This window comes from Streptococcus mitis (genome assembly GCF_901542415.1).
GTDB lineage: Bacteria > Bacillota > Bacilli > Lactobacillales > Streptococcaceae > Streptococcus > Streptococcus mitis_BL.
In genome coordinates this window covers 525,152-551,469 of record NZ_CABEHV010000004.1, presented here as the reverse complement: position 1 = coordinate 551,469, position 26,318 = coordinate 525,152, and the positions used below count along the sequence as shown (strand labels likewise).

Here is a 26,318-nt window from a genome sequence, read left to right as displayed (position 1 = left end):
AAGCAGAACAACACACTTTATGTGAACTAAATAATTTCTTTCAGATGAAATATTGATTAAATGATGACTAGATCGATACTTTCATACTAAGCAAATTTTAAATTAGCAGTTATTTTTTCTAGTTTGCTATTGTACATTTCCCTTAACTGTGCTAAATCAGTATCTCTATTTTCAGATAAAAATACCCTATATTGCATATTTTTATTAGGTATTTTTTCCGTTAAAATAGAATCGTAAATTGAAAATTTGTCTCCAATTTCAATTTTTACTGTATTTACTAAAGAAAATTCTACATTTTTGTTTTCTAGTGTTTCTAAAACTACAATAATTGATTTTAATAGCAAGTAGCTACATACACCTCTTTCTCTATACTTAGGTAGCACACTAATACTTCTATACCTGAAATTAAAATCTGCAGTTTTGGTAATACTATAGTTTATACCAATATTACAAAAACTAAAACTCTCAGAAATTTCATTATTATTAATCAGCAATTTTAATTCTAGACAGCCATGCTCTTCTAATAGAGATTCAAATGTCTGATTCTCCCAATTTTCATAATATGTTTTAATCTTGATCCCTCGTTCTTCTGAAGTAGAATCATTAAATCTAGAATCATATCCTTCCTCTCCATTCTCTGTTTCGTTTTCAAAATCAGATATAGACTTTTTTAAGAAAATTCTCTTTAAACTATCAATTAAATATTCAACCCAAGCCATTTTACACCTCTGCTTATCATAAAACTTTCTCAATGGAGAAAGCTTGTCTACTTGCCAACTTCAGTTTTGGAGGAAATCCTTTTGAAAAATCTAAATGACCAATTGCAACTAAATAATAATCTGTATCTTCTTCAACTTTAAGCAAAACTTTATCACCAAGATATATACTTGCTTTCTTTTTCCATTTCCTATTCGAATCCTTACAAAAAATATTCAAAAAATAAAGAGTATATCCTTGTTCATTATGCCATTCTGAAATGCTTAAACGTACTTTACCATAGAAAAGATGAAGTTCATCTTCAAGTTTTTTATCTAGCCATTTTTCAATACTTTTTCTTCTTAAAGATTTATGATGTACTTGTCTTTCAACCTTTCTTGTCAGAACTACAGGATTTTCATCACTAGAATCTCCTAGAGCTATCGGTGTTTGAGGCAAATATTCTTTTTTTAAAAAAAGACTTCTCATCATGGCATCAAGCTTATCTTTAATTTGGTCATCACGAAGATTTTTAAAATATTCCTCTATATACTCTTTGCTAGCATAATCAAATTGATAAGAGCACCAATTAGTGTGTTTAGAACTAGTCTTTCTTTTTAAATGTGCTCTCCTTTGTGAAGTCTTAGGGATGTAAGATAACTCTGCTTGTTTACACTCTGGGCAGAACATATTATCTTGATAAATTCCTAGATTTTTATATTTTACAAAATAATCATTTAAAATCTGAATATCTTCTTTCTTATCCGCAGTGTAAAAGTAAAATTCATCAAATGATTTTGGCATATTCCATTCCTCGCATACAGTAATTTAAAATTAAATATTATGAATGATTATAGCATTTTATAACATACGTTTATACTGTCTCAAGATGATTGACTTTGGAAACATACAATTTAACGTTTAACAAATCAAGGGTGTCTCCATAGAATCAAAGTATTTCTGATACCCATTTCCTTCTATCTATAGACAGTAAAAATCCTTAAAACAACTTTTTTCCAAGGCTTTCTTTATATTCTATTGTATCAATTTACTTATACCGATATCTGTTGCTACTAGTTTAATCATAAAATATTTCTTACTCCGATTAGTAAATCTACCTCCTATTATACCATAGATAACTAGAAAAAGGACTAGTCTATCAGCTTTGCTTTTCTTTTATCCTTCTCTACTAGCTAGTGGTGTTTCTAACTTTTAAAAAAAGCTCGTAAAATTAAAATCGTGCAACTTTTTTCAGATACTTTTAAAAGATTGATTTCCCTATATTTTTCCTTTATACTGGATAAAAAGGAGAATAATATGTCAGAAACAAATCACGAAATTGATTCAAATTTTGCAGGTCGTTTAAATATCCTGCGTGCTGGTGTTCTTGGTGCCAATGATGGAATTATTTCCATTGCTGGTGTGGTTATCGGGGTTGCTAGTGCTACGAGCAATATCTGGATTATCTTTTTATCAGGATTTGCAGCTATCTTAGCTGGTGCCTTTTCAATGGCTGGTGGAGAATATGTATCCGTTTCAACTCAAAAAGATACCGAGGAAGCAGCCGTTGCGCGTGAGCAACTCTTGCTAGACCAAGATATGGAACTAGCCAAAAAATCCCTCTATGCTGCCTATATCCAAAATGGAGAATGTGAAACCTCTGCCCAGCTCTTGACCAACAAGGCCTTTCTTAAAAATCCACTCAAGGCTTTGGTAGAGGAAAAATATGGGATAGAGTATGAAGAGTTTACCAATCCTTGGCACGCTGCCATTTCTAGTTTTGTTGCCTTTTTCCTTGGAAGTTTGCCTCCAATGCTGTCAGTGACCATTTTCCCAAGTGAATACCGCATCCCTGCTACTGTCCTTATCGTCGGTGTGGCCCTTCTTCTCACTGGTTACACTAGTGCCAGACTTGGAAAAGCCCCAACCAAAACAGCTATGATTCGGAACCTCGCTATCGGCCTCTTGACCATGGGCGTTACTTTCCTGCTAGGACAACTTTTCAGCATTTAATACTCTTCGAAAATCTCTTCAAACCACGTCAGCTTCGCCTTGCCGTATGTATGGTTACTGACTTCGTCAGTTCTATCTGCAACCTCAAAACAGTGTTTTGAGCAACCAGCGGCTAGCTTCCTAGTTTGCTTTTTGATTTTCATTGAGTATAAAATACAAGAAATACCTCGATTTTGAAGTCGAGGTATCTTTTTTTACATTTGCACGATCTTGCGATAACTTCTTGAAGTAATCATGAAAATCAGCACATAGGCGATGAGGAAGATAGCGCAGATAGACAAGGTCACAATCAACATCATATTCGTATCTATTACACCAATCACTTTTAAAATCAGACTAAGCATATGGTAGGCAAAGGCGAGATGTATGAAGGCAAAAAGCAAAGGAAGGAAGAAAACAGTTAAAACCTGTTTGTTGATGGTTTGCTTGATTTGCTTTTGATCCAAACCGACTTTCTGCAAGATAATAAAGCGTTCACGGTCTTCGTAGCCTTCAGAAATTTGTTTGTAGTAGATGACCAGAACGGTTCCGACCATAAAGATAATGGATAGGAAAATACCGATAAAGAAGACACCACCAAAGAGGGCACTCATCTGAGCACTGGCATCTGCTAGATTGCTACCGTACACATAGCTACCTTCAGTGTTTAATTGAGCATTAAACTGATTGAGGTAGTTTTCATATTCTTCAGCGACCTTGAGCTGTTCTTCTTCACTGACATTTACATTCATACCACCGTAAAGTTGATTATAGATAGCTGAATCTGGGAATTGTTCCAAAAAAGCTTGTAGATTAGGAACAACTATATAATTGTAATCAGTAGTCAAGATATTAAACTGATTTGGAACATGGTTCACAATGAAATCTTTATTAAATTCTTCTTTGACAGAAAATTGATGATCATTTAGAGTTAGAGCTTTCTGTCCTTTCAGTCCGTCATTTTTGGCAAAGAGACCGACCTCATTTCCTGATAGAGACAGTTTTTGACCAGTCATATTTTCATAATCTTTTTGGTCAAATACCATGAAAACTGTTTTGGGTTGGACACGGTTTTGTCCTTTTTCAAAAATAGTTAACTTGGTTCCTTCTTGATTTGCAATACCAAAGTTACTGTAATGAAGCACTTCTTTCTCTTTGACACTATAACCTTTATCACTTGCAAACTGGCTCAAGAGTTTGTCCAAATCTTCTTTTTCAACATTTTTTCCAGTAATTCCAAAGTCATGCGGATTCATCACTTTTTTAAAGGATTCTGAGGCATTGAAAATGCTTGTCGCTGCTGACATGGTTACCAAAACCATTGTTGACAAGATAGCGATAGTTGCAAGGCCCACCGCATTTTTCTTCATACGGAAAATCAAGTTGGAAACAGAGATGAGGTTATTAGGTTGGTAATAGTATTTCTTATTTTTCTTTAAGATTTGTAGGAAGACTGTAATCCCTGCATTAAACAATAGATAAGTACCAAAGATAACCAGCAAAACAGCTAGGAAGAAAGTTGTTAGGGCTGTAAGAGGATCGGTTACCGTAAGGGCAAGATAATAGCCAATCCCTAAACTTATGGAACCAAGAATAGTTTGGAGAGGTAGGAAACGACCTCTTTTCTCTCCACTTGCTTTCTCACGCGAGAGCTGGAGGGCATTCATACGGGCAATTCGAAGGGCATTCAGGAACATGAGGCCTAGGAAAATCAAACCGAAGACAACAAGTACTGCAATGACAACATTCATTTGGAAGGTAGCGACCAGCTCAACCTTCAATTTCATCAGTTTGAGCAAGAAAGCGAAAATTAACTTGTCAAACAAGGCTCCAATACCGATACCCGCTCCAACAGTTAGAATCCCAAATACCACTAACTCCTTAAAGGTCATACTGATAAGATGACGCTTCTCCAAGCCCAACATTCCATAAATCCCTAGTTCCTTGGAACGGTTCTTCATGACAAAACTATTGGCATAAAGGACAATAATAGCAGATGCAAGGGTGACGACAAACATACCAAATCCAAGTGTAGCCTGAATCGTTGTCCCTCCACGAATTTCCGCAATCTTTGGATTGAAAGTTAGAGAGTAAAAGAGATAGGTGACGGTGACTGCCAAGAGAACAGCCAGCGCAAAAGGATAGTAGAGTTTGCGGTTTTTAATCAAGTTCGATACCGCTAACTTATTGGTTAATCGAAACATACTAATTCACCTCGCTTGCCATGACAGTCAAGGTATCAGAGATCTCTTGGAACATCTGACGTTCTGTCTTCTCTCCACGGTAGATTTGGTTGTAAAGAATGCCGTCTTTGATAAAGAGTACACGTTTAGCTCTGCTAGCTGCTGCTGTTGAGTGGGTTACCATAAGAATGGTTTGGCCGCGCTCATTGATTTCATCAAAGACATCAAGTAAGGCTGCAGAGGACTTGGAATCAAGGGCACCTGTTGGCTCATCCGCAAGGAGAATTTCAGGTTCTGTGATGATGGCGCGGGCTACTGCTACACGCTGTTTCTGACCACCAGAAATCTCGTAAGGGTACTTCTCTTGCAATTGGTTGATACCTAGATTCTCAGCTGTCACCACCAATTTCTTCATCATCTCCGTAATAGGTCTTCTTGACAAGACAAGCGGAAGCAAGATATTGTCCTTGACAGACAGAGTATCTAGCAAGTTAAAGTCTTGGAAGACAAAGCCTAACTTTTCACGACGGAAGCTAGAAGCCTGTGAATTTTTAATGGTTGCGGTGTCAGTTCCATTCAAGTAAACTTGACCACGAGTTGGTTTATCCAGCATAGCTAGAATATTGAGTAAAGTTGATTTACCAGAACCAGACTCACCCATGATGGCAACGTAGTCACCCTTTTCGACGGTAAAGTGAATATCCTTGAGGGCTTCTACTTGGTTGCCCTGAAAACGAGTTTTATAAATTTTTTGAACGTGTTTTACATCTAAAAGTGTCATGAGAATCTCCTTTCTTAATATCCCATCAAATGAAATGTTGCTTGCATCATAGCGCATCCCAGCTGAACGCGCTCGATATCTTTGTGGCTTGGTTTTCTTGTTTTCTTATGTAAGATTTGTTTCATGATGTTACTCCTTTGTTCTTTATGAGTCTAGTTTACATCAAAAAAAGACCGCTTGCCATAACCTAACCTTACAAAAGAGACTTTAATCTTACATTTTTGTAAGATTGGAGTAAATGTAGGCATTTCATTAAAAACATTTTACCATAAAAAGAAGGCAAGAAGAAAACCCTTGCAAATACAAGGGTTCAAGAAATGTTAAAATAGATTAGTCGAATTCATAGACTAACAGTAAAATAACTGTTTCTACCTCACCAAAACCAGCCTTCATTATCGTCAATGGCTTGGGCTTCTTTGCGTTTTCGTGGGCCTGTTCCATACATTTCTGCTTCGATTTCTTCCTTGGTTGGCATGATAGAAGCTAGGATGATATAGATAATCACCCCAAGTCCAAAGTTTGCGACTGTAAAAATAGCAAATAGAAAACGTACAAGGGTAACATCAAAATTCCACTTATCTGACAGACCTGCCAGAACTCCTGAAATCATGCGATTGCGTCTCATTTTATAAAATTTACTGTTCATGATATTTCCTCTTTCTGCTAGGTTAGACATAGTATATCACGGGTAGGCTCGGCTTTCATCAGTCCTCAGGCTGATTTATTAGTAGCAAATTACCTCTACAAAGTCCACAGCGATAGCGTTTGGTATCAATCTTTCGCTTTCGATGATACCTTTGTTGGCAGAATTGGCAACGATAAAGCTTGAGTGGTTTAGAGTGGCTATTTGTCAAGGAGGGCACAAAGCGTAATCCATCCACTGCTTTCAAAAGTTCCTTAAAATCCCGATCCTTGTGTTGATATCCCTTCCCTTGGAAATAAAGGTGATAATGACAGAGTTCATGTCGGACAATTTTCCTAAAAACATCCAGACCCAGTTCCTGATAAACCTTGGGATTAAAATCCAAATGCCCATCTTTTGGGAAAAATCGCCCACCTGTCGAACGTAGACGCCTATTCCACTGGGCATGATGGATAAAAGGTCTGCCGAAGTCTTCTAGTGAAACCTGCTTAACGTAATCAGTCAGTTTCATTTGGAGCGATTAGCGACAGATTGACTTTTTCACGTTCAGTATCAATTTTCTTAACCCAAACCGTTACCAAATCACCAACGGATACCACTTGGCTGGGATGCTTGATAAACTTCCGACTCATATGGGAAATATGGATGAGACCGTCCTCATGAATCCCAATATCAACGAAGGCACCAAAGTCAACGACGTTACGCACCACACCCTCTAGCTTCTGACCAACCACTAAATCCTTGATATCTAGGACATCTTGGCGAAGCACAGGTGCGTCAAAGGAATCACGGAAATCTCGACCTGGTTTGAGAAGATCTGCAATGATATCTTTAAGAGTTTCTGGACCAAGGTCTAGCTCTTGCGCCATTTCCTTAATTGAAAGGGACTTGAGTTTGCTTTGGGCTTCTTCATTCAGATCCTTGATATCCAAACGTTTGAAAAGTTCCTTGACGGCAACGTAATTTTCTGGGTGAACTCCTGTATTATCAAGGATATTGCTACTTTCAGGGATACGAAGGAAACCAGCTGCCTGCTCAAAGGCCTTGGCACCTAACCGAGGAACTTTCTTGATTTGAGCACGTGAAGTGATTTTTCCTTCTTCCTCACGGTATTTGACGATATTTTCAGAAATGGTTTTATTGAGTCCAGCGACATGGGAAAGAAGAGCTGGGCTGGCTGTATTGACATTGACACCGACTTGGTTTACCACGGTATCGACGACAAAGTCCAGACTCTCTGACAATTTCTTCTGGCTGACATCGTGCTGGTACTGACCGACACCGATTGACTTAGGATCGATTTTGACCAACTCTGCAAGAGGATCTTGCAAACGACGGGCGATAGAAATAGCAGAGCGTTTTTCAACGGTCAAGTCTGGAAACTCCTGACGAGCAAGTTCGCTGGCAGAATAGACCGAAGCACCACTTTCATTGACGATAACATAGCTGACTTCTGGAAAATCCTTAAGGACTTCTGCCACAAAGGCTTCACTTTCACGACTGGCCGTTCCATTTCCGATTGCAATAATCTCTACACCGTATTGACCAATCAAATCTGCCAAATCTTTCTTGGCTTCTTCGATTTGACGAGCTGATGCTGGTTTGACAGGATAAATAACCTGAGTCGTCAGCATTTTCCCTGTTGCATCCACGACAGCTAGCTTGGCACCTGTACGAAAGGCTGGGTCAAACCCAAGAACCACGCGCCCTTTCAATGGAGCAACCAAAAGGAGATTGCGCAGGTTGTCAGAAAAGAGTTGGATAGCTCCTTCTTCTGCTTTTTCAGTCAATTCTGTCCGAATACGGCGCTCGATAGCAGGCAAGACTTTTTTCTTAACAGATTGCTGAACCACTTCATCAATATAAGCATTTTTCACCTTGAAACGAGTAGCAAAGAAGGCAAGAATACGGTCCGTCGCATGTTCAAAACCGACCTTCAAGACACCTAGCTTCTCCCCACGATTGAGGGCTAAGGTACGATAGCCTTGCATATTTCCAACTGTCTCTGAAAAATCATAGTAAATCTGAAAGACCTGCTTTTCATCGAGACTTTCATCCTTAATTTGAGAAGTAAGTTTAGAGTGTCTCAGCACCTCCTGATAAGTCATGGCGCGCAGTGTAACATCTTCCGATAAGGCTTCGACCAAGATATCAACTGCACCAGCCAAAGCTTCCTTCCCATTCGCAAATCCTTCACAGACAAACTTCTCAGCTTCTTTCTCTAAGTCAGTTACATTCTGCAAGATTAAGCGAGCAAGTGGGAAAAGCCCTGCTTCACGGGCAATGGTTGCCTTGGTCCGACGCTTTTCCTTGTAAGGAAGATAGAGTTCTTCAACGTCTGCTAATTTTTCGGCAACTAAGATAGCTTCTTCCAACTCCTTGGTCAACTTGCCTTGTTCTTGAATCTTAGCTAAAACAGCTTCCTTACGGTCGTTGAGATTTGTCAGACTTTTATCCAAGTCGATAATGGCCTTAATTGCCACCTCATCCAAACTACCAGTCATGTCCTTGCGATAACGCGCTATGAAGGGAATTGTCGCCCCTTCAGCTGTCAAACTTAGAACGGTATCAATTTGCTTTAACGTCACTCCCAAATCCTGAGAGATTTTTTCATATTTTTTATCCATAAACCTATTATACCACAAGCTAAACGTTTCAAATTAACTCGTAGAACATTTAAAAAATATGTAGGGAATAGATTTATATGCTATAGAGCAATAACTTGTACTTATAGAGCATTGCCGCCTTTTTTTAACCAAGCCATGATATCAAAAGTATTTAATGGATCAGACATAATAGCCAGTTCTGGAAGATGTTCCTGACCTGGAATAACACATTGACTTTTCAAGTTTTTATATGGACGATTGACTAAAATTAATTTATTAGAATAGGGAAGATTATCCATCTTACTTAGAATTTCTTCACTAGCTGAATCTTTATTATCAAATTTAAAATAAATATTATCCCAATTTATACGTTTTTTTCTTTTTTCCCACTTAGTTCGTGCTTCTTCAATACTAGAATAATGTAGAAAATGAATATCTATATCTCCTAAATGTCCCAAAGGATAAACTTCATGAGTCCAGCTCGGTGAAATAAGTTCCTCTTCGAAAACAAGTTCTTGTTCCATATAGTACCGAAAATCCTTTGTAAGTTTATAATAATCATCAGGAAGAATAAATAAACCAACAAAAGGTGTTCTATATTGAAAACCAAGTTGTTTATAAATTAATCCTCCAACACAATTATTACTTATAATCGTGAAATCTAATCTATCAAGGTCAAGAAAAGGGAAAATTCCTTTCTCTGCAGCTATCAACTTATGATAAACAATTTCAGAATCTAAATGTTCACCGTCATTTTTTAACCAAGCACTAAAATTTGCCAATTCTTGAATATATTGTCTTTTCGCTATTTCTATATCATAGTTTTCTAAGACGACGCAATCTTTTATTCTATTTTCATAATTTTCTAATATGATTTTATAGGAATCTTTGAGAGGTTTAACATCTACAACAGGTTTATAGATATATGTCGGTAAATTAATATAGGTTGCAGTTTTAGATTGAATATAAAGTCTCCAAATAAGGTTGTTTATATCAAATTGATTTATTTTTCGTAAAAGTTTACTATTGAATAATTTTCCGAACAATGAGCAATATTGTTTTCTAATTCGATGATCTGTATCATCCATCTTTTCTAAAACTTGATAGTTCGTTAAGTTTTTTGTCAACCAATTATCACCCCAAGGATAAAAGTAAAATACTCCATCAACCAAATCAGCAAAATTACCAAGAACAACATCAGAATCAGATAATTTTATCGCATGATACATCTTTTCAAATGTCCAATCAAATAATGAATCATTTGATGATAGAAACGTAATATAATCTCCCGTAATCATATCAGACAACTCAGCAAAAGAATTCTCACCTATAATCTTAATATCAAGTGCTAGATCTATCTGTTGGCTAATGGAATCTATTTCCTCTGTGGATTGGTTTACAATAATAACTTCTATATCTTTTAATGTTTGTCTATCCACTATTGATAAAGACTCTAATAAACTATTTCTGTCTCCTTGGTGTAACAAAATAACACTAATTGAGTCAGTCAATTTGACTACCTCCTATAATTTTCTGATAATGATTTTCTTTTATTTAATTATAGCACAATTATAGTGTACATCATGTGATATCAAGCTGTATTATTTATTAGCTACTCAATTTGAAATTTTAACTTTTCCCTTTTCCTCAAAATAATAGTATAATAGAGGTAGAATTTAGAATCGAGGTATATCTATGGCTGTAAAATTTACAAAACGAGACGATTTAGACAAGATGTTTGAAGAGTTTGCTAAACTCCCTGATTTGAAACAAGTCACTTTCCCTGATGATGACAAAGAGAAAAAAGACAAAGCAGAAAAGAAAAACTAGATGACTGCTTTCCAACAACTCCCATCTAGTGTGCTTCAGACTGGAGCCATTTTTCTCTCCATTATCATTGAAGCCCTCCCTTTCGTGCTGATAGGAAGTATTGTCTCAGGGCTGATTGAAGTCTATATCACACCTGAAAAAGTTTATCATTTTCTCCCTCGAAATCGTTGGGGGAGAATCTTTTTTGGGACCTTTGTCGGGATGCTTTTCCCCTCTTGTGAATGTGGAATTGTTCCCATTATCAATCGTTTTCTGGAAAAAAAGGTTCCCAGTTACACGGCTGTTCCCTTTCTCGTAACAGCACCTGTCATCAATCCCATTGTTCTCTTTGCGACCTATTCTGCCTTTGGCAACTCCTTCCACATCGCCCTATTGCGAGCTCTGGGTTCCATTGTTGTAGCTGTGATACTAGGGGTTTTTCTGGGATTTTTTTGGCAAGAACCCATTCAAAAAGAAAATCGTTTTGCCTGTCATGAGCATGATTTTTCTCACTTAACTCCTGCAAAAAAAGTTTTTCAGGTCTTTGTGCAAGCCATTGATGAATTTTTTGATACGGGACGTTACTTGGTATTTGGCTGTCTCTTTGCCTCTATAATACAAGTCTACGTTCCGACACGCATTTTGACTTCTATCAGTGCGACCCCTCTTTTTGCCATCTTGCTCTTGATGCTTTTGGCCTTTCTTCTTTCGCTCTGTAGCGAGGCGGATGCTTTTATCGGTGCTTCTCTTCTCTCAAGTTTCGGTTTGGCACCAGTTCTGGCCTTTCTCGTCATTGGCCCAATGCTGGATATCAAAAATATTCTCATGATGAAAAATTACTTGAAAGCACGATTTATCAGTCACTTCATTACGATTGTGACTCTGGTCGTTTTAGTCTATTCTCTCTTGATTGGAGTCATCCTATGATTCGATTTTTAGTTTTAGCTGGCTATTTTGAACTGACCATTTATCTCCATCTGTCGGGAAAATTAAACCAGTACATCAACATGCACTATTCCTATCTGGCCTATATTTCCATGGTGCTTTCCTTTATCTTGGCAATCGTTCAAGTGTATATCTGGATGAAACAAGTCAAAACCCACAGTCATTTGAACGGTCGCTTGGCCAAGGTGACAAGTGTTGCTCTTCTGGCTATTCCGATTGTTGTCGGTTTAACTTTCCCAACTGTTAGCTTGGATTCTCAGACTGTTTCTGCTAAAGGTTATCATTTTCCTCTATCAGAAGGAACAGACCAAGCCATTCAGACCAGCGAAGGGACAACAAGCCAATATTTGAAACCAGATACCAGTTCTTATTTCTCAAAAACAGCCTATGAAAAGGAAATGCGAACGGCGGCGGATAAATACTTGTCCCAAGATAGTATTCAGATCACTAATGAAAACTATATGGAAGTCATGGAAGCCATCTACGACTATCCAGATGAGTTTGAAGGCAAGACAGTCCAGTTTACAGGCTTTGTCTATAACGACCCCAGTCACTCCAATAGCCAATTTTTGTTCCGCTTCGGCATTATCCACTGTATTGCGGATTCAGGTGTGTATGGATTGCTGACCAAGGGAAATACCCGACAGTATGAAAATAACACCTGGATAACGGCTAAAGGAAAACTGGTCAATCACTACCATAAAGAACTCAAACAAAATCTCCCAACCTTAGAAATCGATAGCTTTACCAAAGTTGATAAACCAGAAAATCCCTACGTGTATCGCGTGTTTTAAAAGAAAAAACGAACAAGTTCTCTTCTGAATGACAGAAAAAGAGCCCGTTCGTTTTTTGTTTATACGAGATGTAGGAAGACGCCAAAAATTCTCACTCATCAATAAAAAAGAGACAATATTCGTTTCTGCATTACAGATTTCTAATATTGTCTCTTTATTTATACTTACATGAATTGAATAGTTGAGCTTAATTTTTTCCATTAATTATAGACGAATGTTCAGAGACCCATTTGGCATAAGTGATTAACCTTTCATCTGTTAAGGATTCTACTGCGATAGTTACGCACATATTTACCGCTTCTTCAACAGTTACAGAAAAACGATATCGATTTAACTGTAGAAATTTCACCAAAACGAAGAAAGCAGTTCGTTTATTAGCATTGGCAAAAACATGCTTCTTTATCAATTGGACAAATAGTATCGTTGCTTTATCAAAAATTGTTGGATAAAGAGGCTTCCCAAAGACAAATTGTTCTGGTAAATTAACAATCATGTTTAAAGCCGAAGGACTAACTGTTTGAATTTTCTCATTTGGAGAATACCGTTGAATTGCTAAAACATTTATTTTTTCAATTTGCTTTTCTGTTAGATAGATTGTCATTTTTCCACCAAAGCTTTGAAAACATCGTCGTACTCGTCAAATATTTTATCTAAATTTAGGTCAAAGGCATCATCAGATATATAAGAAACCTGCTGATCCAATTCTTCAGGAGTAAAGATAATCTCACCACTTGGTAACAATTTAGCTTCGTATTTAACACCACTTGGAATATTAAATTCACTTGGAATCGTAATGGTGATTGAATTTCCTTGTTTTCTTGTTTTTACTACCATATGATTTCCTCCTTTGTCATATTATAACAAATCATTACGGTAATTACAATGGCGGGATAATTCGTTCCAGTAACAATATCTATCACAATATTCATCAGATTAAATAAATATTATGGTTCTGAAAAGTTATTAATGCCACTATTTTGAAAGATTTCGAAGCTTTTGCCATTCAAGCAATACAAGTAGCTCATTGAGAATAAGCGAGCCACTCATTAATCATACTAGCGATTTCTTTAGGCGCTTCAATATAAAGCTCATGACTAAAGTTTTTTAGAAAAATAGTATCAAAACAGTCTGGCAATTCTTTTAGGGCTTCCTCTCTCCATATAGCTTCATTAGGATAGCGAGGACTGATAAACAAGGTATCCCCCACTTCTCTCTTAAAAGCTTGGATTTTCCGCCGTAGTCGAAGAATCGCTTCTATATTTTCAGAATTTATAGCTAACTCATATCTATTATATTCCGCATTCCAGTGATAAGACTGTCTTACAGCTTCCTCCATATTTTCTGACCAATACTTTGCTTCAGATTTCTCTTTAGAAATAAGAAGAGCTAAGTCTGAAACGACTTGAGATTCGATATAGTTTTTAGCTTCCTCTAACTCTGTATCTAAAGGTAAAATCTTATCTAAATCTAGATAGCCACCATCCAAAAGAATCAGTTTCTTCACTTCTTGAAATTCCGATGCGAGATAACGAGCCAAATCTCCTCCAAGAGAATGGCCTATCAGATAAATAGATTCTTCCTCTACAATCTCATTTTTAAACCATGATTTCAATTCTGTTTCATCTCGAAGATGCTTTTCATATGGATTTAGAAAATAGACCTGCGAATCTAGCTCTTGAAGAAAATCCTTGCTATGATAGACATTGCTTCCCAAACTGCCAATAAAAAATGTTCTCATCCAATTACTTAATACTATGCTTATTCATCTTTTGTTCAAAGATAGTTGTGATAATCTGACGCAATTCTTCGCGTTCTTTTTCTGGAATCTCACCACTTGTTTGAGCTGCAGCGTAGAGCTCAGGGTGTTCAATTGAAATGCGTTTAATCGTACGTGTCGTAGCATGTTTTCTGACAAAAAACGGAATGCGCTTAATCAAGTCTTGTGGTACTAGTGCAAGAATCTTCTCAGCAGTTTCCTTGTCACTAATCTTAGACGTCGTAAGTCCCTTCTTAATCATTTCCTGTTCTTTTTCTGTAAAATCTTTTAATTCCATTCGATCAGTCCTCCTTTTTTCTCTAAGTTAAATTATATACCAATTGTAGCAAGACGACAAATAGTCTGTTTGTAAAATGTTCTCTATACTACAACTTTCCTATTACTCTTAATTGCTCTTTAATGAAAATCACAAGCCCATTTGGATAAATCACAAGCTGATTCTCCAATTCTTTGCAATTGTTCGCTAGTGCTACGGTTTCCTTCTCTAAAAGATAATCTTCTGTCGATTGGTTGAATATAGCTTTGAGAACCTGTCCTTCGTATTTCCATTCCAAGGCTACTAGATCTGGTTTGATTTCTTGAAGATCATACTTACCATGCTGAATGGTTGCTGACGCTTGTTTTCTAATATTAATCAGCTGCTTTATGAAATTCAGCATATCATTGTCACTTGATACACGTTCCCAAGGCATACAACGTCGACAATCTGGGTCTGGACCGCCAGTCAAGGAAAGCTCGGTTCCGTAATAGATGCAGGGTGTCCCTTTTTGTAAAAAGAGACAAGCTAAGGCTGATTTAACCAATTGAACATCCTCATTGGCAGTCCACAAGATTCGTTCTGTATCATGAGAATCCAAGAGATTAAACATAACCTCTGAAATCTGTTGTTTGTAATACATAGATTGGCCATTGATCTCATCGATGAACTGGTCAGTCTTCTTAACGCATCGTAAGAAATAGTCCTTGATACTATCAGATAAAGGATAATTCATAACCGCATGGAACTCATCTCCATTTAGCCAAGGCTGAGCCGTATGCCAGACTTCTCCTAAAATATAAAGATCAGGCTTTTTAGCTAAAACTGCCTTTCGAAAATCCTTCCAAAACTGATGATCAATCTCATTAGCCACATCCAAACGCCAAGCATCAATATCAAACTCTTCAATCCAATAAGTCGCAACCTTTAAAAGATAGCCCTTAACCTCTGGATTGGCTGTATTTAGCTTAGGCATATAGTCCTCGAAACCAAAAGCGTGATAGGGTAAGTCTCTCTTATTAGCTAGCTTTTCAGTAGTCACTGGGAATTCTTGAATATGAAACCAATCTTTGTAAGCAGATTCCTCACCATTTTTTACAACATCTTGCCATTGAGGCGATTGCGAACCAATATGGTTAAATACCGCATCCAACATGATTTTCATGCCACGCTGATGAGCTTGCTCAACCAGCTCCCGAAAGGTCTCCTTGTCTCCAAAATGACGGTCAATTTCAAAGTAATCTGTCGTATTGTACTTATGATTGCTCGTAGATTCAAAAATCGGACAAAGATAAAGTCCAGTAATGCCCAAGTCTTGCAAGTAATCCAGATGGTCAATAATCCCCTGTAAATCACCACCAAAGAAATCATCACTCTGAGGTGTGATAGATGAATCCCAGTCTAATGACCCTTCTGGGTTTAATCGAGCATTTCCATTAGCAAATCTCTCAGGAAATATCTGATACCATACCGTATTTGAAACCCAGTCAGGAACCTTGCAGGCATCAATCTCATGAAGATAAGGCAACTTAAATCCATTCCCAATAGCATGAAGATTTTCTAGAGAATTTTCCACACACCCTTTATCGCCATACAAAATACTTTGACCTTCTGTATCCGTGACTTCAAAGAGATACTGGATACGTGCAAAGTCAACGGACACTTCAACCTGCCAATAATCAAAGATGGCATCAGAAGTTACCTTGGACATTTCTTTTGTATCCTGATAAAACTCCTCCATAAAGATAAAAGGGTCACCATAATGCAAGTTGATGCTTTCAATGTCCCCTTTCTTAGTTCGAATCCGAATATGAAGCTTCTTATCCTTATAAAGATAGGCAAACTCCGACTCTGGTCTGTGGTAAATGGCTGTTAATTCCACTGTTCTGTCTCCTAATTCACTTTTATTTATCTTATTGCGCAAACGTTTTCATAATCGTAATCCCAGTATACTACTTTCGTATTTTATTTTCAAGGCTTGTCCGTAGATTCTAGTGGTTTGGTTCTATAAATAAAAAAGCAGCCAGTCTTACAACTTGCTACTTTTCAAATGATGATTTACAACTATCTTTCCATCCACTCAATTTTTTTAAAATCCTTATTGTTATTGTGCTCATTTCGATAAGAATCTTGGGAAGAAGCCTTATAAATACTTAAAAACTGTTCCAAACTTGGAACGCGAAAAGTGATGTTTTCGAGATGAATCAGCTCTATATCCGATTCCGAAACTCCTGCAAAATCAGGTAAAGAATCGATACTTCCGAATTCAACACTCAGACCATCTTTTTGGAATTCATGCTCATGAATATCTATTAAGGCGTAGCCTAAGTGTTTCATCACTTTCATTATCTTGTCCCACTCATAAATTCTGAGATGATCAGGTGCTTCCCAACCTCTAGGATCACCAGGCACATGAATGTCAATGTCAGACGGCCTCCATTCCTCATTTGAACGGTATTCAAAACCCAAGGACCCCATGAGAGTCGGTGTGATTCCGATTTGGTTTAAATGATAACAAATTGTTCGAAATTCATCAAATAGAGAATTCATTCCTCCTCCAATCGTTGATATAGAACTTAATTTCGTTGTGAATAATAAACTAATTTTTATCTTTTACTCTTTCGGTTTTGAAAATACTTCTACTCGCTGAGCTAGGACTTTGATTTCTACAGGTAGATTATCCGATTTATCGCCATCAACATCCGACTCCAATTCACTATCAGAAGAAATTTTAATATTACGAGCTTTGATATACTCGATATTATCATTTGCGACAACATCCCCTTTTAGTAAATCAGGAATGACGGATAATTTAGAGAATATAGAAGCATCTTTCAGAATCAAAATGTTGGCATAGCCGTCTTTATTTTCTTCAAAGATTTTCTTATCAGCGAAGTAATTTGTCAAGAGAACCAACACATGGCTAGCTTCACCAACATAATTTCCATTTTCTGTCTCAACCTTAATATTAAAGACCTGATCCGTCATGACAGACTTCATAGTATTTACAGCATAGGCTAAAATACCGAATTTTGTCTTGTCCTCGATTTCAACATTGTGAATCGCCTCAGGAAGTGAACCGATACTAAAAATATAACCAAAATAATTGTCATTTGCTTTACCGATATCAATCTTGTTGGTTAAGTTAAAATCAAGTTCCTCAATAGCTCCATCGATGTCTTGATTGATTTCCAACAGTTTTGTAATGAGGTTACCCGTACCACCAGGGATAATACCCAACTTAGGAATGTAGTCCCTCTCAGCAATACCCGAAATAACTTCATTGACAGTCCCATCTCCACCAAAAACAACTACTGCATCGTACTGCTCACGTGAAGCCTCTTCAGCAAAATGTGTTGCATCCAGAGCTTTTTCGGTAATTTTGGTTTCTACATGCTCAAAATATTCTTTTACTTTATTCTCCAGCTTTTCTTTGTAATCCAAAGCCTTCTCGCCACCAGAAGTAGGGTTGATAATTACCATTGCTTTTTTCATTAATGTTCTCCTTAATATTCGTTAGAAATAGTTACATTTCGTCGTATGCAAGTAAATGTACTCCCATTATACAATGAAATTACAGAAAAGAGAAATTTGACGTACTGGAGATTAATACACTTTTATTCTATTTTCCCATCACATAACTACATCCTTTAAGGGTTCATCCAAGTAAGAATAGGCCTTATCCTTTATCCAATCAGGAATTCCGTAAGCTGCCTCGGCTATGCTGCCAGTGATTGCAGCAAGAGTATCACTGTCGCCACCAAGTGAGATGGCACTTCTTATCGCATCTTCGAAATCTGTACTCTCAAGAAAGGCGATAATGGCTTGAGGGACAGTTTCCTAACATGTTTCGTTAAAACGATAGTTAGGTCGGATTTCATCTAAAGTTTGAGATAGATTATAGCCGTATGCCTTCTCTATATAATCCTTAATCCGTCTTTTACACTCCCAAGGATTGTCCTTAATTGGTTGCTCGTATTCTCTACAATAACCACGAAAGTAAAAACGACACAGAAAGATAGCATCAGCTGTAGCCATTGCACCTTTGATACCTTCTGGATGATTATGAGTTACCTCTGCAGAAAGACTCGCAAATTCTCTAGATGATGGCCACATTCCGGTTCTAGCATAAAAACTACAGTCCATGGAGAAACACGCATAGCCGAACCATTCCCAAAGCTATTATAAGGCTCACGATTATCGCTGTTTAGCCATGCATTAAAGCGAGCACCATAATCAGCATCAGGATACATTCTACCATATTTCTTCATAGCATCAATGAAGTCGTCTTTTTGTCCCCCATTCATAATCGCATCTGCAACAGCACAGATCATAACCGTGTCATCTGTAAAAAAGCAATCCTTCCGAAATAAAGGAAAGTCCTTCGTTTTGATATTGTTCCATTCATAAACAGAACCGACAATGTCTCCAATTATTGCTCCTAGCATAAGATTCCTCCATGTGAAATATTGGTTTAGCCTGTTTTTTCTACTTCCCCATACTCGTTTATTTTATCAGCATATTCAGCCAAAAGATTCTTTGAATAAATTTTTTCAACTTTTGAATTTCTAACTTCTTTCCAAAGAATAGAAGCTATTTTTAACTTGTTTGAGTAGTTGCGGCTATTTTCGTCTGCACAGAAATCCTTTAAAAATTGATTCCATTGACAAACCGAATGATCATACTTGGCATAGTCTGAATTTCCATAATAGACTTTTAGCATATCTTGGATTGTAAAACTCAAATCATTTTCTCTTTTTACTTTTCTCCAAGCAGTCGCCATATCAGCAGTAAATTTAAAGGACGAAACATCTGTTAAAGTTGAGAAATATTCTCTAAAGTGTGTATTAAAGGAGAATCCACATTCAAGTAAGGGCGTATTTAAGGTAACGACTTCTACTCGTTTCTTTTTCCTTTTTATTGACGATTTTTTAATCAAATTACCCTTAAAGTACTGCTCAATAATATGATTGAGTTCTTGTTTGGTACCTCTATATTCTAATCCTAATGATTTACATAGTTGTGAAAGTTCATCACGATACCAATAGTATTTATTAAACTCATCAAAGGATGTGATTTTATCAAACTCAGGTCTGCTTTCTATCAATATAATACCTCCTTAAAACCAATTTACTTTTTCACCTCAAAGACTACTTCACTATTTGTCGGTTTTAATACTTAGGACTCCAGCTCACAATCCCTCACTCAGCTGTTCGGACTTACCGTATCATTTCGTCGGTCCCCCTCCTCATTCTCCGAGTCCTATCCCATGGGCGAAGAATCAATCTCTCCGTTTCTAAAATCATTTTTCTCTCCTTATATTCCAAATGTTTGGAAAATTACTTAAGATGAAAGTTTTTACAATTTCACCTACTTCGCTGATGCCTCAGCTCGGACAAGCAATGGTACGGCCTCAACATGCGTTGAGAGTACACTTTGTATCCTCCTACTATAATAATGGTTGTTTATGATTTTTGAGTTGATAGATTGAATAGGTTTGTGGGAACAAATCACTCAACCGTCACTTCTCTTTTGCTTAAATTTGAAAATATAACTACTTACCTGTTTCAATCCATCAAGTTCATCAAATTTATGACGACTTATTTCTTTTGTATCACGATTGACTAAAATGACCTCGTAAGAGTCCGGGTGATTTAACATAGAATTATATTCACTAATCGACATTTCAAATTCTGTAATTGATGATTTTACCTCAAAGTACATATTCCCTTTCTCTGGGTCTTGAACCCACATATCACAAACAATTCCATTTGGCGGCTGTTTGTTACGGTCTGAAGATTTACTAGAATATTTCGAATTCCAAATTACATCAAGTTCTTGATTCTGAGTCAATTCAGCGTAAGCAATTTGTTCTGCTGTTTCACCAGCATCATCATTTGCGGAATTTCTATTATCATAATCTCGTTTACTTCTTTCTCCATTTCGTGTGTTCTTACCTTTCCTACTAACACTATTCGATGGTTCAAGAATGATTTTAACAGTTGATGTTTCTCCAATAGAGAAGCCGGATTTCCCTCCATTCAAATCATCATCATTTTCTTTAGTAATGAATTTCAGTATATCTTCTCTTAAATTGGACGGAATACCAAAATACAGTAAGGAAGAAACTTTTTGATGACTTCTAATATAATAATCAAAATCATCTTTTGTGATGCCTGCCTCCGTGACTAACTCTTCGACATTATTATCATACAAGCCATCAATGTCAATCTTATCAGTAATTGACACACTTAGCTCTGGAAATCTCTTCTCACTTTCTTTCTCAATGTCAACTTGAACAGAATTTGGAATTTCAGAAATCTCAAATTGATAATCATTGTATCTACCAATTTTTTCTAGGAATGTTTCTTTAAGTTTTTCATCATTATTCTTATTTGCATCCCTAAATAAACTCTGGCGGTAATATTCCGCTTTCTTATCTAGATAAGATCTTAATTTCAGTTTCCAAAATTCACGAATATCCAAATGAATCAATTCTGACAATCCATTCAAGTCCTCAATATCTTTTGAAATGCTTTCTAGTGCTATCGCTAACAATTGATACTCTTCTTCTTTTAATGCATATGAATAGTCAATTTCAAAAATACCAGAATATTCCTCTTCGTTTAGTCCATTTAATAACAAAAATTCATTAACTTTTTTACTTAAAGCATTTTCGCTAAACAATAGCTCAAACGATTCATTCCACCTATCTACACCGAATTCTTCAGTTATTTTTCTTTGTTTATGTTCCGTATCTCGGGAAATTAATAATTCAATCAAATTCAAATCTAAGCTTAGATTTAACACCTGCTTGAATATGTCCACGATTGCTGAAGAAAATGTATCAATTAAACGTAATTGACTAATTTCAATATGATTAACAGGTAATTTTAAATAGAATGTTTCTTCACTTTCTACAAAATAATAATCTTCCAAAACGATTGACTGACCATCTTGCTCATCTTTAGCAGTTATTTTGCTGCATGGAATAATCTCAATACGTTTTAATGAACTAACATTTTTACTATTGTCATCTATCGTAGATAATACCGCGGTTTTAATATCATCAATCTCTTTTTTGAAATCCTCAGAATAATCCTCCAATAGATCAAATACTTCCAATTTTAAATTTGTTTTAAAACGTTCAACCCCAAGCCATTCAAATATCGTCGTAGTACTAGCTTTTTCAGGAACGTAAATAAAACGCATTTGTTTCTCTATTGATTTAGGCAGTCGCTTATCAGCATACCTTAATTCTTTATTTGGATAAAATAATCCATCTTTGGCTAAGACTGATAATCCTTCGGTAGAATAAGTAGGTCTCATTCCCTTTTTATTTCTGATAAGTTCATTATATAATCTACGACTAATTTCACCTTTATCGAATTTTGGTAATTCGACTAATATAGATTTCATCTCATTATCAGAAAACATCGCCATATTTTTTTTGAAATCCAACTGTTCAACAATGCGTTGTCCTAGGAGTTCTATTAAGCTTTGTTCAGAAACTCCATACATTCCCGGAACGTGTGCCTTAAGCTTTTCATATAGCACAATTTGTCTGGGACTATATTTCTTTCCGTCAATTTCAATCCATGGTGTTTTATTCAAAATGTATTTCACATACTCATTTGAATAAAAGTAAAATCCGTTCCAGTTTGATTGCTGACTTGCACTTGATTCTTTTTTTACCGAAGATAATAAATCTGTCAATTCTTCATCTTGATCAAGCCAATTGACAATGTCTTTTGTGTCTAATTTGCCTATTAATTCTTTAAAATTCCTGATGTCCTTAGACGTTAAATAATTAGTATTCTTATATTTTATTTCATTCTTATATTTGTTTTCAATAAATGTTTTAAAGTCATTATCATTTTTCAAAAAATTATTATCATAAATCTTAGGATATTTTGAAACTCCACATCTAAGAATAAATGATAGAAAATCACTTTCCCTAGCAAAACTAGAGCAATCTATTTTTTTCAATGCCATGTAATCTGTACCTTGAAAAAGCTTATCTCCTAGTTCATTGCCATACTCTTTTCCAAGATAGATTTTATTAGAGGGCTGAATGCCACCAGCAACGTTTGGAAGATTAAATGGGAGTTTAGACAACTCACTTCCAGCTAATAGTTTTTCATTGTATTTATCATAAAACCAATTAATGAAACTGATAGATTTTTCAACAGTATCAATTTGGCGATTAATTGTCCCTATAATCAAATCTGAACTGCTTTGCTCAGTGAATTCAATTGCAAGATATTTTTCACTGAATGCATCTAGAATACGTTTATCTCCTGTACGTTCAGCTTTATATACATTAGCTGTTTCTTCCCACTTATTTTGCCAATTTGATGATTTCTTAATTTGGTCAATTAACTCATCAACATATGTTTGATTCAGTATAGATAATCTTACCCATGAAGACAATTCTTTTGGAAGCACAGTAATACCTGTATCTGTAGGTAAGAATACCCTGTCTGATTTCATCACCCAATTATCACTAATATCTTTTAACAGTTTAGGAATAATTTGATCATTTTTATAATGCTCACTCCACCACAAAAACACCTTTGTTCTTACTCCGTTTCCCCAAGTAGACGATAGTAAGTTAATTTTCTCAGCTAGCTCTTCTGTCTCAAATGATAACTCAGTGTATCCATTATAATCAGCAAGTTCTTGTATCAATTTGACATTTTCATTTGTTTCTAACAATTGCAATAAAGTGGAAAATGTTTCACCTATTAGCTCATCAGGGAATTCCTGAAAGAAAAGTTTTGGTTTCTCCTTGATAGAAATATATTGCAAATTTACAGTTGGTAGTATTGGGGCATTAGATAAAAAACCTAGATATTTATTCTTTAAATCAAAGACATCTGAATCCCATAATTTATTATCCAAAAAAGGAGTTACCATTTTTAAAGCTATGTCTTCATATTCAGGCTTAGATAATTTTTCCGCTACTTCAGAAATAAATTCGAGCACTTCAGTAAATATTCTCTTATTTATTTGTTCGCTATCATCCGGAACATCGTCACGTGAATTATTTGTTATAAACGGTGCATTTATAAGTGCATGAATTGGTGTATCAAAATTACGTACTGGAAAGTAGCAATATAGTTTTTCTTTGGAGTAATCGTAGTGAGAATCTTTTGAAATAGCTATTGCAATTTTAGCAACTTTATCTCCTAACCTAGATACTTTGTCAAAAACAAAATATTCTTCTGACGACGATGGACCGTTAACGTCACTTTTTTCTATCAGCACGTCATGCCCATCGACAATTTTCTCTGATATTTTTTCATCATCAGATGTCTCAATAACTATTTTTGTTATATTGGGTAAAAATAACAAAGACTTATAAAATGGTTGCTGAAGTTGTTTAGCGACACTCGTGCCTTTACTTAAATTAGTTTCTTTTAGCTTTACTCGGATTAACGTATCAAAATCAGAATCAACTTTGTTTATTGGTTGAGGACAGTTCATTATCGGAAAACATAGATCGTAATCTTCTTTTTTCCAATTTTTCTGCTGTTCAAAAATTAGTTCACTGAATTTGTCTGACTCTCTAGATACATATTGTTCAAACAGACGTTTCGTGAATTCTTCACTAAATCGAATAGCAAATTCTCCCGAATACAATTCAACCCACTCAGCATCGTTTAGCAAAGAACGGAAACCAGTCCCTTTATTTCCAATATTTTGTGAAGATTTGTTGCTTGCTCTTCCTAAGCACAGTCTTTCAATTGTATCTTTTGAAAATGACGTACCTGTATTTCCAACTTCCAAAATATTATTTTTATAGGTTATCCGAACTTTCACTTCATCATTGCTGGAGTCGTTTTCTGATTTTATATCTCCATAGGCATCGTCTACATTCTGTAATAACTCTAAAATCTGACGTCCATTATAATCACGCATCAATTCATATTCTTCGCTGCAGGCCTTTTCAAGTTCATTACTCAACTCAGAATTCGTATATTTACGAATAAAAATATCCCTTAATTCATCAATCGTATTCCATTTGCTCACAGAACCTCGCCTCCATCCTATTTTTTACATAATATATTATATCATAAATCATTTTATGAAATCCAATCAATAAAGACGTTAATATGGCTACCCAAATTAACTTCTAGTTCTATCTATTCAAATTAAATTTCTACAGTCACTCTCACCCCACTTTTGAAATCAACAACAATGTTCTTTTCAAAAGTGGTGACCTTCTCAATCAACCTTCGAACAAGCACTTCGCTATACTCGGTGATGACATCGTGTTCTTTTACAAAGACTTCCATCTCATCAACCCGTTGTTGCAAATTAGCATTCGCTGCTATTTCCTTTGCAATCGCATCTCGTTCATCTCTTAGTGAAAATATTTGGCTTGCAAGTTCATCATTTCATAGTCGGATTTTTCTTGGAAATCTTGGATAAGTCTTCTTTCAAGATAATCAGTATCTGCTTTTGACATTTTGCCATCAACTCTTGCAAAGAACAAAACAGATTCAACCCAAGCTTTGTCTTCTTTAAGGAAATGCTGCGATAGCCGAAGCGAGATTGATTGTCCGGCAGCCTGTCCAACATATCGTTTATTCCCACCTATCAAAACGTAAACAGCTGGATAATTTACTAAATCCTGTTCTTTCAAATATGGAAGGTCACTTCGAATCATCGAAACCAAAATTGCAGGCTCACGTTCAAAATATGAAATATTATCTTTCTGTGTATCCTAAAAAATAAAAATCTGCTTCATGATCATGTCTCCCTTGAAAGTTCGATAATATATTATATCACGTAACCGTTATCAAAATCATCTAAGCTATCAACTCTACGGTGTAAAACCTGTCAACTCAAGGCTTGAAAGCATTTCTATCAAGTCTACGGTTAGTCCCTAAATCGTCATTTTAGACTAAAAAAGAGCAACCTAGGAATTACCCTAAGTTGCTCAAAACCTTATTATATCAACGTTCAACGCGAGTGAGCAGATCTACACACTCGACATGTGGTGCTAGTATACTCCTATATTATAGAACGAAAGGGATAGAGTTGATGTTTAAACTTAAACTATAGAATGAAAATATTTTTTCTTTTCTTACCCTACAGTATCCGTACAAATTTTATAGGCTTCATCTCATAAAAACTTGTACCTTGCTAAATTCAACAAACTGAAGCTTGTTTGTCTCATTTAGCTTTCTTGGGTTTCTTTTCTGGCAGTTCCGCATACATACCTTTCAGTAGCTCAGTAATCAAATCCATATCCTCAAATCTGTCGAATGCATACATCAATGTCTTTGAACCCTCATACGGATAACGCAATTCTGAGTCTGCAAGAAGTTTGTCCGATGTCGGCGTTCTCTTTAAAAATAGTTCATTATCGCAAATGTCACCTATCAGCTTACCGTTAAAATATATAAGGTAGCCGCCCATCATGGATCTTATGACAATATCACCTGCTGCAGAAAAAATCTCACGAACAAATTCATTAAATTCATTCACTATGATTACCTCCTTCATAATAAACCTTGTAAATTTTGCGAATCTTCGTTAATGTGATTTTTCTATTGTCTCTGCAGCATCAATGACTTTCCTATTAAGTCTACTGATGCAACCTTATAACCCGCTGCAAGGATTGTATTTGGCATCGTGTGTGTCGGTGACGGTGCCCAGTAAGCTGAATAATTATATGCTGACTTGCAGAGAGTACATCCAATAATGCACTCAATATCTGCGAAGGATAATGTAAGTTCAGTCTTTCCACATTCTTCGAGGTACTGTTTCAGTTTTGAAAATTTTTCCTTTTCTACTGGCTCTTCGTCCATTTCACCGACCTGAA

At 36.1% G+C, this 26,318-nt stretch carries 24 protein-coding genes and 2 pseudogenes; 4 read left to right on the top strand and 22 right to left on the bottom strand.

All coding sequences use genetic code 11. From position 1 onward, the window contains the following. Window positions 1-86: 86 nt before the first annotated feature. The gene (locus FQT24_RS03020; RefSeq protein WP_033685100.1) at window positions 87-719 is read right to left on the bottom strand and encodes a hypothetical protein; all 633 of its coding nucleotides are present in this window, start codon (window positions 717-719) and stop codon (window positions 87-89) included. Between the two features lie 16 nt (window positions 720-735). Further along, window positions 736-1,500, bottom strand: a complete 765-nt coding sequence (locus FQT24_RS03015; RefSeq protein ID WP_033685101.1) for a hypothetical protein — start codon at window positions 1,498-1,500, stop codon at window positions 736-738. Window positions 1,501-2,013: 513 nt separating this feature from the next. Between FQT24_RS03015 and FQT24_RS03010 the strand changes: the two genes are divergently transcribed. Then, a complete protein-coding gene (locus FQT24_RS03010; protein WP_050280690.1) occupies window positions 2,014-2,709 on the top strand; it encodes a VIT1/CCC1 transporter family protein in 696 nt (231 codons plus the stop codon). A 194-nt stretch (window positions 2,710-2,903) separates the two neighbouring features. Here FQT24_RS03010 and FQT24_RS03005 read toward each other — a convergent pair whose 3' ends face one another. The 6 genes from FQT24_RS03005 to FQT24_RS02980 form a co-directional block, all read right to left on the bottom strand. Then, window positions 2,904-4,892: an ABC transporter permease gene (locus FQT24_RS03005; RefSeq protein WP_143952116.1), complete on the bottom strand. Its 1,989-nt coding sequence runs from the start codon at window positions 4,890-4,892 to the stop codon at window positions 2,904-2,906. Window position 4,893: 1 nt separating this feature from the next. Next, complete coding sequence (locus FQT24_RS03000) at window positions 4,894-5,652, bottom strand: ABC transporter ATP-binding protein (RefSeq protein WP_000173372.1); 759 nt, start codon at window positions 5,650-5,652, stop codon at window positions 4,894-4,896. 373 nt (window positions 5,653-6,025) lie between these two features. Continuing rightward, window positions 6,026-6,298 carry a PspC domain-containing protein gene (locus FQT24_RS02995; RefSeq protein ID WP_001085044.1) on the bottom strand — a complete coding sequence of 91 codons (273 nt, stop codon included), beginning with the start codon at window positions 6,296-6,298 and terminating at the stop codon, window positions 6,026-6,028. Between the two features lie 58 nt (window positions 6,299-6,356). Then, window positions 6,357-6,806 (bottom strand): SprT family protein, encoded by a 450-nt coding sequence (locus FQT24_RS02990; RefSeq protein WP_143952115.1) that lies wholly within the window; start codon window positions 6,804-6,806, stop codon window positions 6,357-6,359. Next, on the bottom strand, window positions 6,793-8,922 hold the full coding sequence (locus FQT24_RS02985) for a Tex family protein (protein ID WP_143952114.1): 2,130 nt from the start codon (window positions 8,920-8,922) through the stop codon (window positions 6,793-6,795). The genes FQT24_RS02990 and FQT24_RS02985 overlap by 14 nt, the downstream gene beginning before the upstream one ends. A 101-nt stretch (window positions 8,923-9,023) precedes the next feature. After that, entirely contained in the window at window positions 9,024-10,340 is a 1,317-nt protein-coding gene (locus FQT24_RS02980) for a DUF1919 domain-containing protein (protein WP_260666696.1), read from the bottom strand. Between the two features lie 256 nt (window positions 10,341-10,596). Between FQT24_RS02980 and FQT24_RS11015 the strand changes: the two genes are divergently transcribed. Genes FQT24_RS11015 through FQT24_RS02965 form a run of 3 tightly spaced genes read left to right on the top strand, consistent with a single transcriptional unit; the run spans window position 10,597 to window position 12,449 of the window. Then, the gene (locus tag FQT24_RS11015) at window positions 10,597-10,731 is read left to right on the top strand and encodes an SPJ_0845 family protein (protein WP_143952113.1); all 135 of its coding nucleotides are present in this window, start codon (window positions 10,597-10,599) and stop codon (window positions 10,729-10,731) included. Further along, window positions 10,732-11,637 carry a permease gene (locus FQT24_RS02970; protein WP_143952112.1) on the top strand — a complete coding sequence of 302 codons (906 nt, stop codon included), beginning with the start codon at window positions 10,732-10,734 and terminating at the stop codon, window positions 11,635-11,637. After that, on the top strand, window positions 11,634-12,449 hold the full coding sequence (locus FQT24_RS02965; protein WP_143952111.1) for a TIGR03943 family putative permease subunit: 816 nt from the start codon (window positions 11,634-11,636) through the stop codon (window positions 12,447-12,449). Before FQT24_RS02970 ends, FQT24_RS02965 begins: the two co-directional genes overlap by 4 nt. A gap of 187 nt (window positions 12,450-12,636) precedes the next feature. On the opposite strand, the gene FQT24_RS02960 is transcribed toward FQT24_RS02965, so the two are convergent. The 14 genes and pseudogenes from FQT24_RS02960 to FQT24_RS11260 all read right to left on the bottom strand — a co-directional run bounded on the left by FQT24_RS02960 (window position 12,637) and on the right by FQT24_RS11260 (window position 26,304). Beyond that, on the bottom strand, window positions 12,637-13,050 hold the full coding sequence (locus FQT24_RS02960) for a type II toxin-antitoxin system death-on-curing family toxin (RefSeq protein WP_143952110.1): 414 nt from the start codon (window positions 13,048-13,050) through the stop codon (window positions 12,637-12,639). Further along, window positions 13,047-13,283, bottom strand: a complete 237-nt coding sequence (locus FQT24_RS02955; RefSeq protein WP_000260601.1) for an AbrB family transcriptional regulator — start codon at window positions 13,281-13,283, stop codon at window positions 13,047-13,049. The genes FQT24_RS02960 and FQT24_RS02955 overlap by 4 nt, the downstream gene beginning before the upstream one ends. A 187-nt stretch (window positions 13,284-13,470) precedes the next feature. After that, window positions 13,471-14,187 (bottom strand): alpha/beta fold hydrolase, encoded by a 717-nt coding sequence (locus tag FQT24_RS02950; protein ID WP_143952109.1) that lies wholly within the window; start codon window positions 14,185-14,187, stop codon window positions 13,471-13,473. 4 nt (window positions 14,188-14,191) lie between these two features. Then, complete coding sequence (locus tag FQT24_RS02945) at window positions 14,192-14,503, bottom strand: hypothetical protein (RefSeq protein ID WP_000420556.1); 312 nt, start codon at window positions 14,501-14,503, stop codon at window positions 14,192-14,194. Between the two features lie 88 nt (window positions 14,504-14,591). After that, window positions 14,592-16,364 carry a glycoside hydrolase family 13 protein gene (locus FQT24_RS02940; RefSeq protein WP_143952108.1) on the bottom strand — a complete coding sequence of 591 codons (1,773 nt, stop codon included), beginning with the start codon at window positions 16,362-16,364 and terminating at the stop codon, window positions 14,592-14,594. Window positions 16,365-16,546: 182 nt separating this feature from the next. Beyond that, window positions 16,547-17,032, bottom strand: coding sequence for a phosphoribosylanthranilate isomerase (locus tag FQT24_RS02935; RefSeq protein ID WP_143952107.1), 486 nt, complete (start codon window positions 17,030-17,032; stop codon window positions 16,547-16,549). Between the two features lie 63 nt (window positions 17,033-17,095). Then, the gene (locus tag FQT24_RS02930) at window positions 17,096-17,977 is read right to left on the bottom strand and encodes a diacylglycerol/lipid kinase family protein (RefSeq protein WP_143952106.1); all 882 of its coding nucleotides are present in this window, start codon (window positions 17,975-17,977) and stop codon (window positions 17,096-17,098) included. Window positions 17,978-18,115: 138 nt separating this feature from the next. After that, a pseudogene (locus tag FQT24_RS02925) lies at window positions 18,116-18,930 on the bottom strand (ADP-ribosylglycohydrolase family protein). A gap of 26 nt (window positions 18,931-18,956) precedes the next feature. Further along, on the bottom strand, window positions 18,957-19,589 hold the full coding sequence (locus tag FQT24_RS02920) for an SAP domain-containing protein (RefSeq protein ID WP_143952105.1): 633 nt from the start codon (window positions 19,587-19,589) through the stop codon (window positions 18,957-18,959). Between the two features lie 407 nt (window positions 19,590-19,996). Continuing rightward, on the bottom strand, window positions 19,997-24,517 hold the full coding sequence (locus tag FQT24_RS02915) for a DUF3883 domain-containing protein (protein WP_143952104.1): 4,521 nt from the start codon (window positions 24,515-24,517) through the stop codon (window positions 19,997-19,999). A gap of 122 nt (window positions 24,518-24,639) precedes the next feature. Then, window positions 24,640-24,804 (bottom strand): DNA polymerase I, encoded by a 165-nt coding sequence (locus FQT24_RS02910; protein WP_143952103.1) that lies wholly within the window; start codon window positions 24,802-24,804, stop codon window positions 24,640-24,642. Window positions 24,805-24,866: 62 nt separating this feature from the next. Further along, window positions 24,867-25,196: pseudogene (locus FQT24_RS02905) on the bottom strand (GIY-YIG nuclease family protein); the annotation flags it as partial. A 470-nt stretch (window positions 25,197-25,666) separates the two neighbouring features. Then, complete coding sequence (locus FQT24_RS02900; RefSeq protein ID WP_006153684.1) at window positions 25,667-25,981, bottom strand: TfoX/Sxy family protein; 315 nt, start codon at window positions 25,979-25,981, stop codon at window positions 25,667-25,669. A gap of 62 nt (window positions 25,982-26,043) precedes the next feature. After that, on the bottom strand, window positions 26,044-26,304 hold the full coding sequence (locus FQT24_RS11260) for a DUF7662 domain-containing protein (RefSeq protein ID WP_419991812.1): 261 nt from the start codon (window positions 26,302-26,304) through the stop codon (window positions 26,044-26,046). Window positions 26,305-26,318 lie beyond the last annotated feature (14 nt).

Excerpts from the sequence above, each read along its gene's own strand:
- FQT24_RS03020 (WP_033685100.1), bottom strand. The coding sequence starts at position 719 with ATGGCTTGGGTTGAATATTTAATTGATAGTTTAAAGAGAATTTTCTTA.
- FQT24_RS03015 (WP_033685101.1), bottom strand. The coding sequence starts at position 1,500 with ATGCCAAAATCATTTGATGAATTTTACTTTTACACTGCGGATAAGAAA.
- FQT24_RS03010 (WP_050280690.1), top strand. The coding sequence starts at position 2,014 with ATGTCAGAAACAAATCACGAAATTGATTCAAATTTTGCAGGTCGTTTA.
- FQT24_RS03005 (WP_143952116.1), bottom strand. The coding sequence starts at position 4,892 with ATGTTTCGATTAACCAATAAGTTAGCGGTATCGAACTTGATTAAAAAC.
- FQT24_RS03000 (WP_000173372.1), bottom strand. The coding sequence starts at position 5,652 with ATGACACTTTTAGATGTAAAACACGTTCAAAAAATTTATAAAACTCGT.
- FQT24_RS02995 (WP_001085044.1), bottom strand. The coding sequence starts at position 6,298 with ATGAACAGTAAATTTTATAAAATGAGACGCAATCGCATGATTTCAGGA.
- FQT24_RS02990 (WP_143952115.1), bottom strand. The coding sequence starts at position 6,806 with ATGAAACTGACTGATTACGTTAAGCAGGTTTCACTAGAAGACTTCGGC.
- FQT24_RS02985 (WP_143952114.1), bottom strand. The coding sequence starts at position 8,922 with ATGGATAAAAAATATGAAAAAATCTCTCAGGATTTGGGAGTGACGTTA.
- FQT24_RS11015 (WP_143952113.1), top strand. The coding sequence starts at position 10,597 with ATGGCTGTAAAATTTACAAAACGAGACGATTTAGACAAGATGTTTGAA.
- FQT24_RS02970 (WP_143952112.1), top strand. The coding sequence starts at position 10,732 with ATGACTGCTTTCCAACAACTCCCATCTAGTGTGCTTCAGACTGGAGCC.
- FQT24_RS02965 (WP_143952111.1), top strand. The coding sequence starts at position 11,634 with ATGATTCGATTTTTAGTTTTAGCTGGCTATTTTGAACTGACCATTTAT.
- FQT24_RS02960 (WP_143952110.1), bottom strand. The coding sequence starts at position 13,050 with ATGACAATCTATCTAACAGAAAAGCAAATTGAAAAAATAAATGTTTTA.
- FQT24_RS02955 (WP_000260601.1), bottom strand. The coding sequence starts at position 13,283 with ATGGTAGTAAAAACAAGAAAACAAGGAAATTCAATCACCATTACGATT.
- FQT24_RS02950 (WP_143952109.1), bottom strand. The coding sequence starts at position 14,187 with ATGAGAACATTTTTTATTGGCAGTTTGGGAAGCAATGTCTATCATAGC.
- FQT24_RS02945 (WP_000420556.1), bottom strand. The coding sequence starts at position 14,503 with ATGGAATTAAAAGATTTTACAGAAAAAGAACAGGAAATGATTAAGAAG.
- FQT24_RS02935 (WP_143952107.1), bottom strand. The coding sequence starts at position 17,032 with ATGAATTCTCTATTTGATGAATTTCGAACAATTTGTTATCATTTAAAC.
- FQT24_RS02930 (WP_143952106.1), bottom strand. The coding sequence starts at position 17,977 with ATGAAAAAAGCAATGGTAATTATCAACCCTACTTCTGGTGGCGAGAAG.
- FQT24_RS11260 (WP_419991812.1), bottom strand. The coding sequence starts at position 26,304 with ATGGACGAAGAGCCAGTAGAAAAGGAAAAATTTTCAAAACTGAAACAG.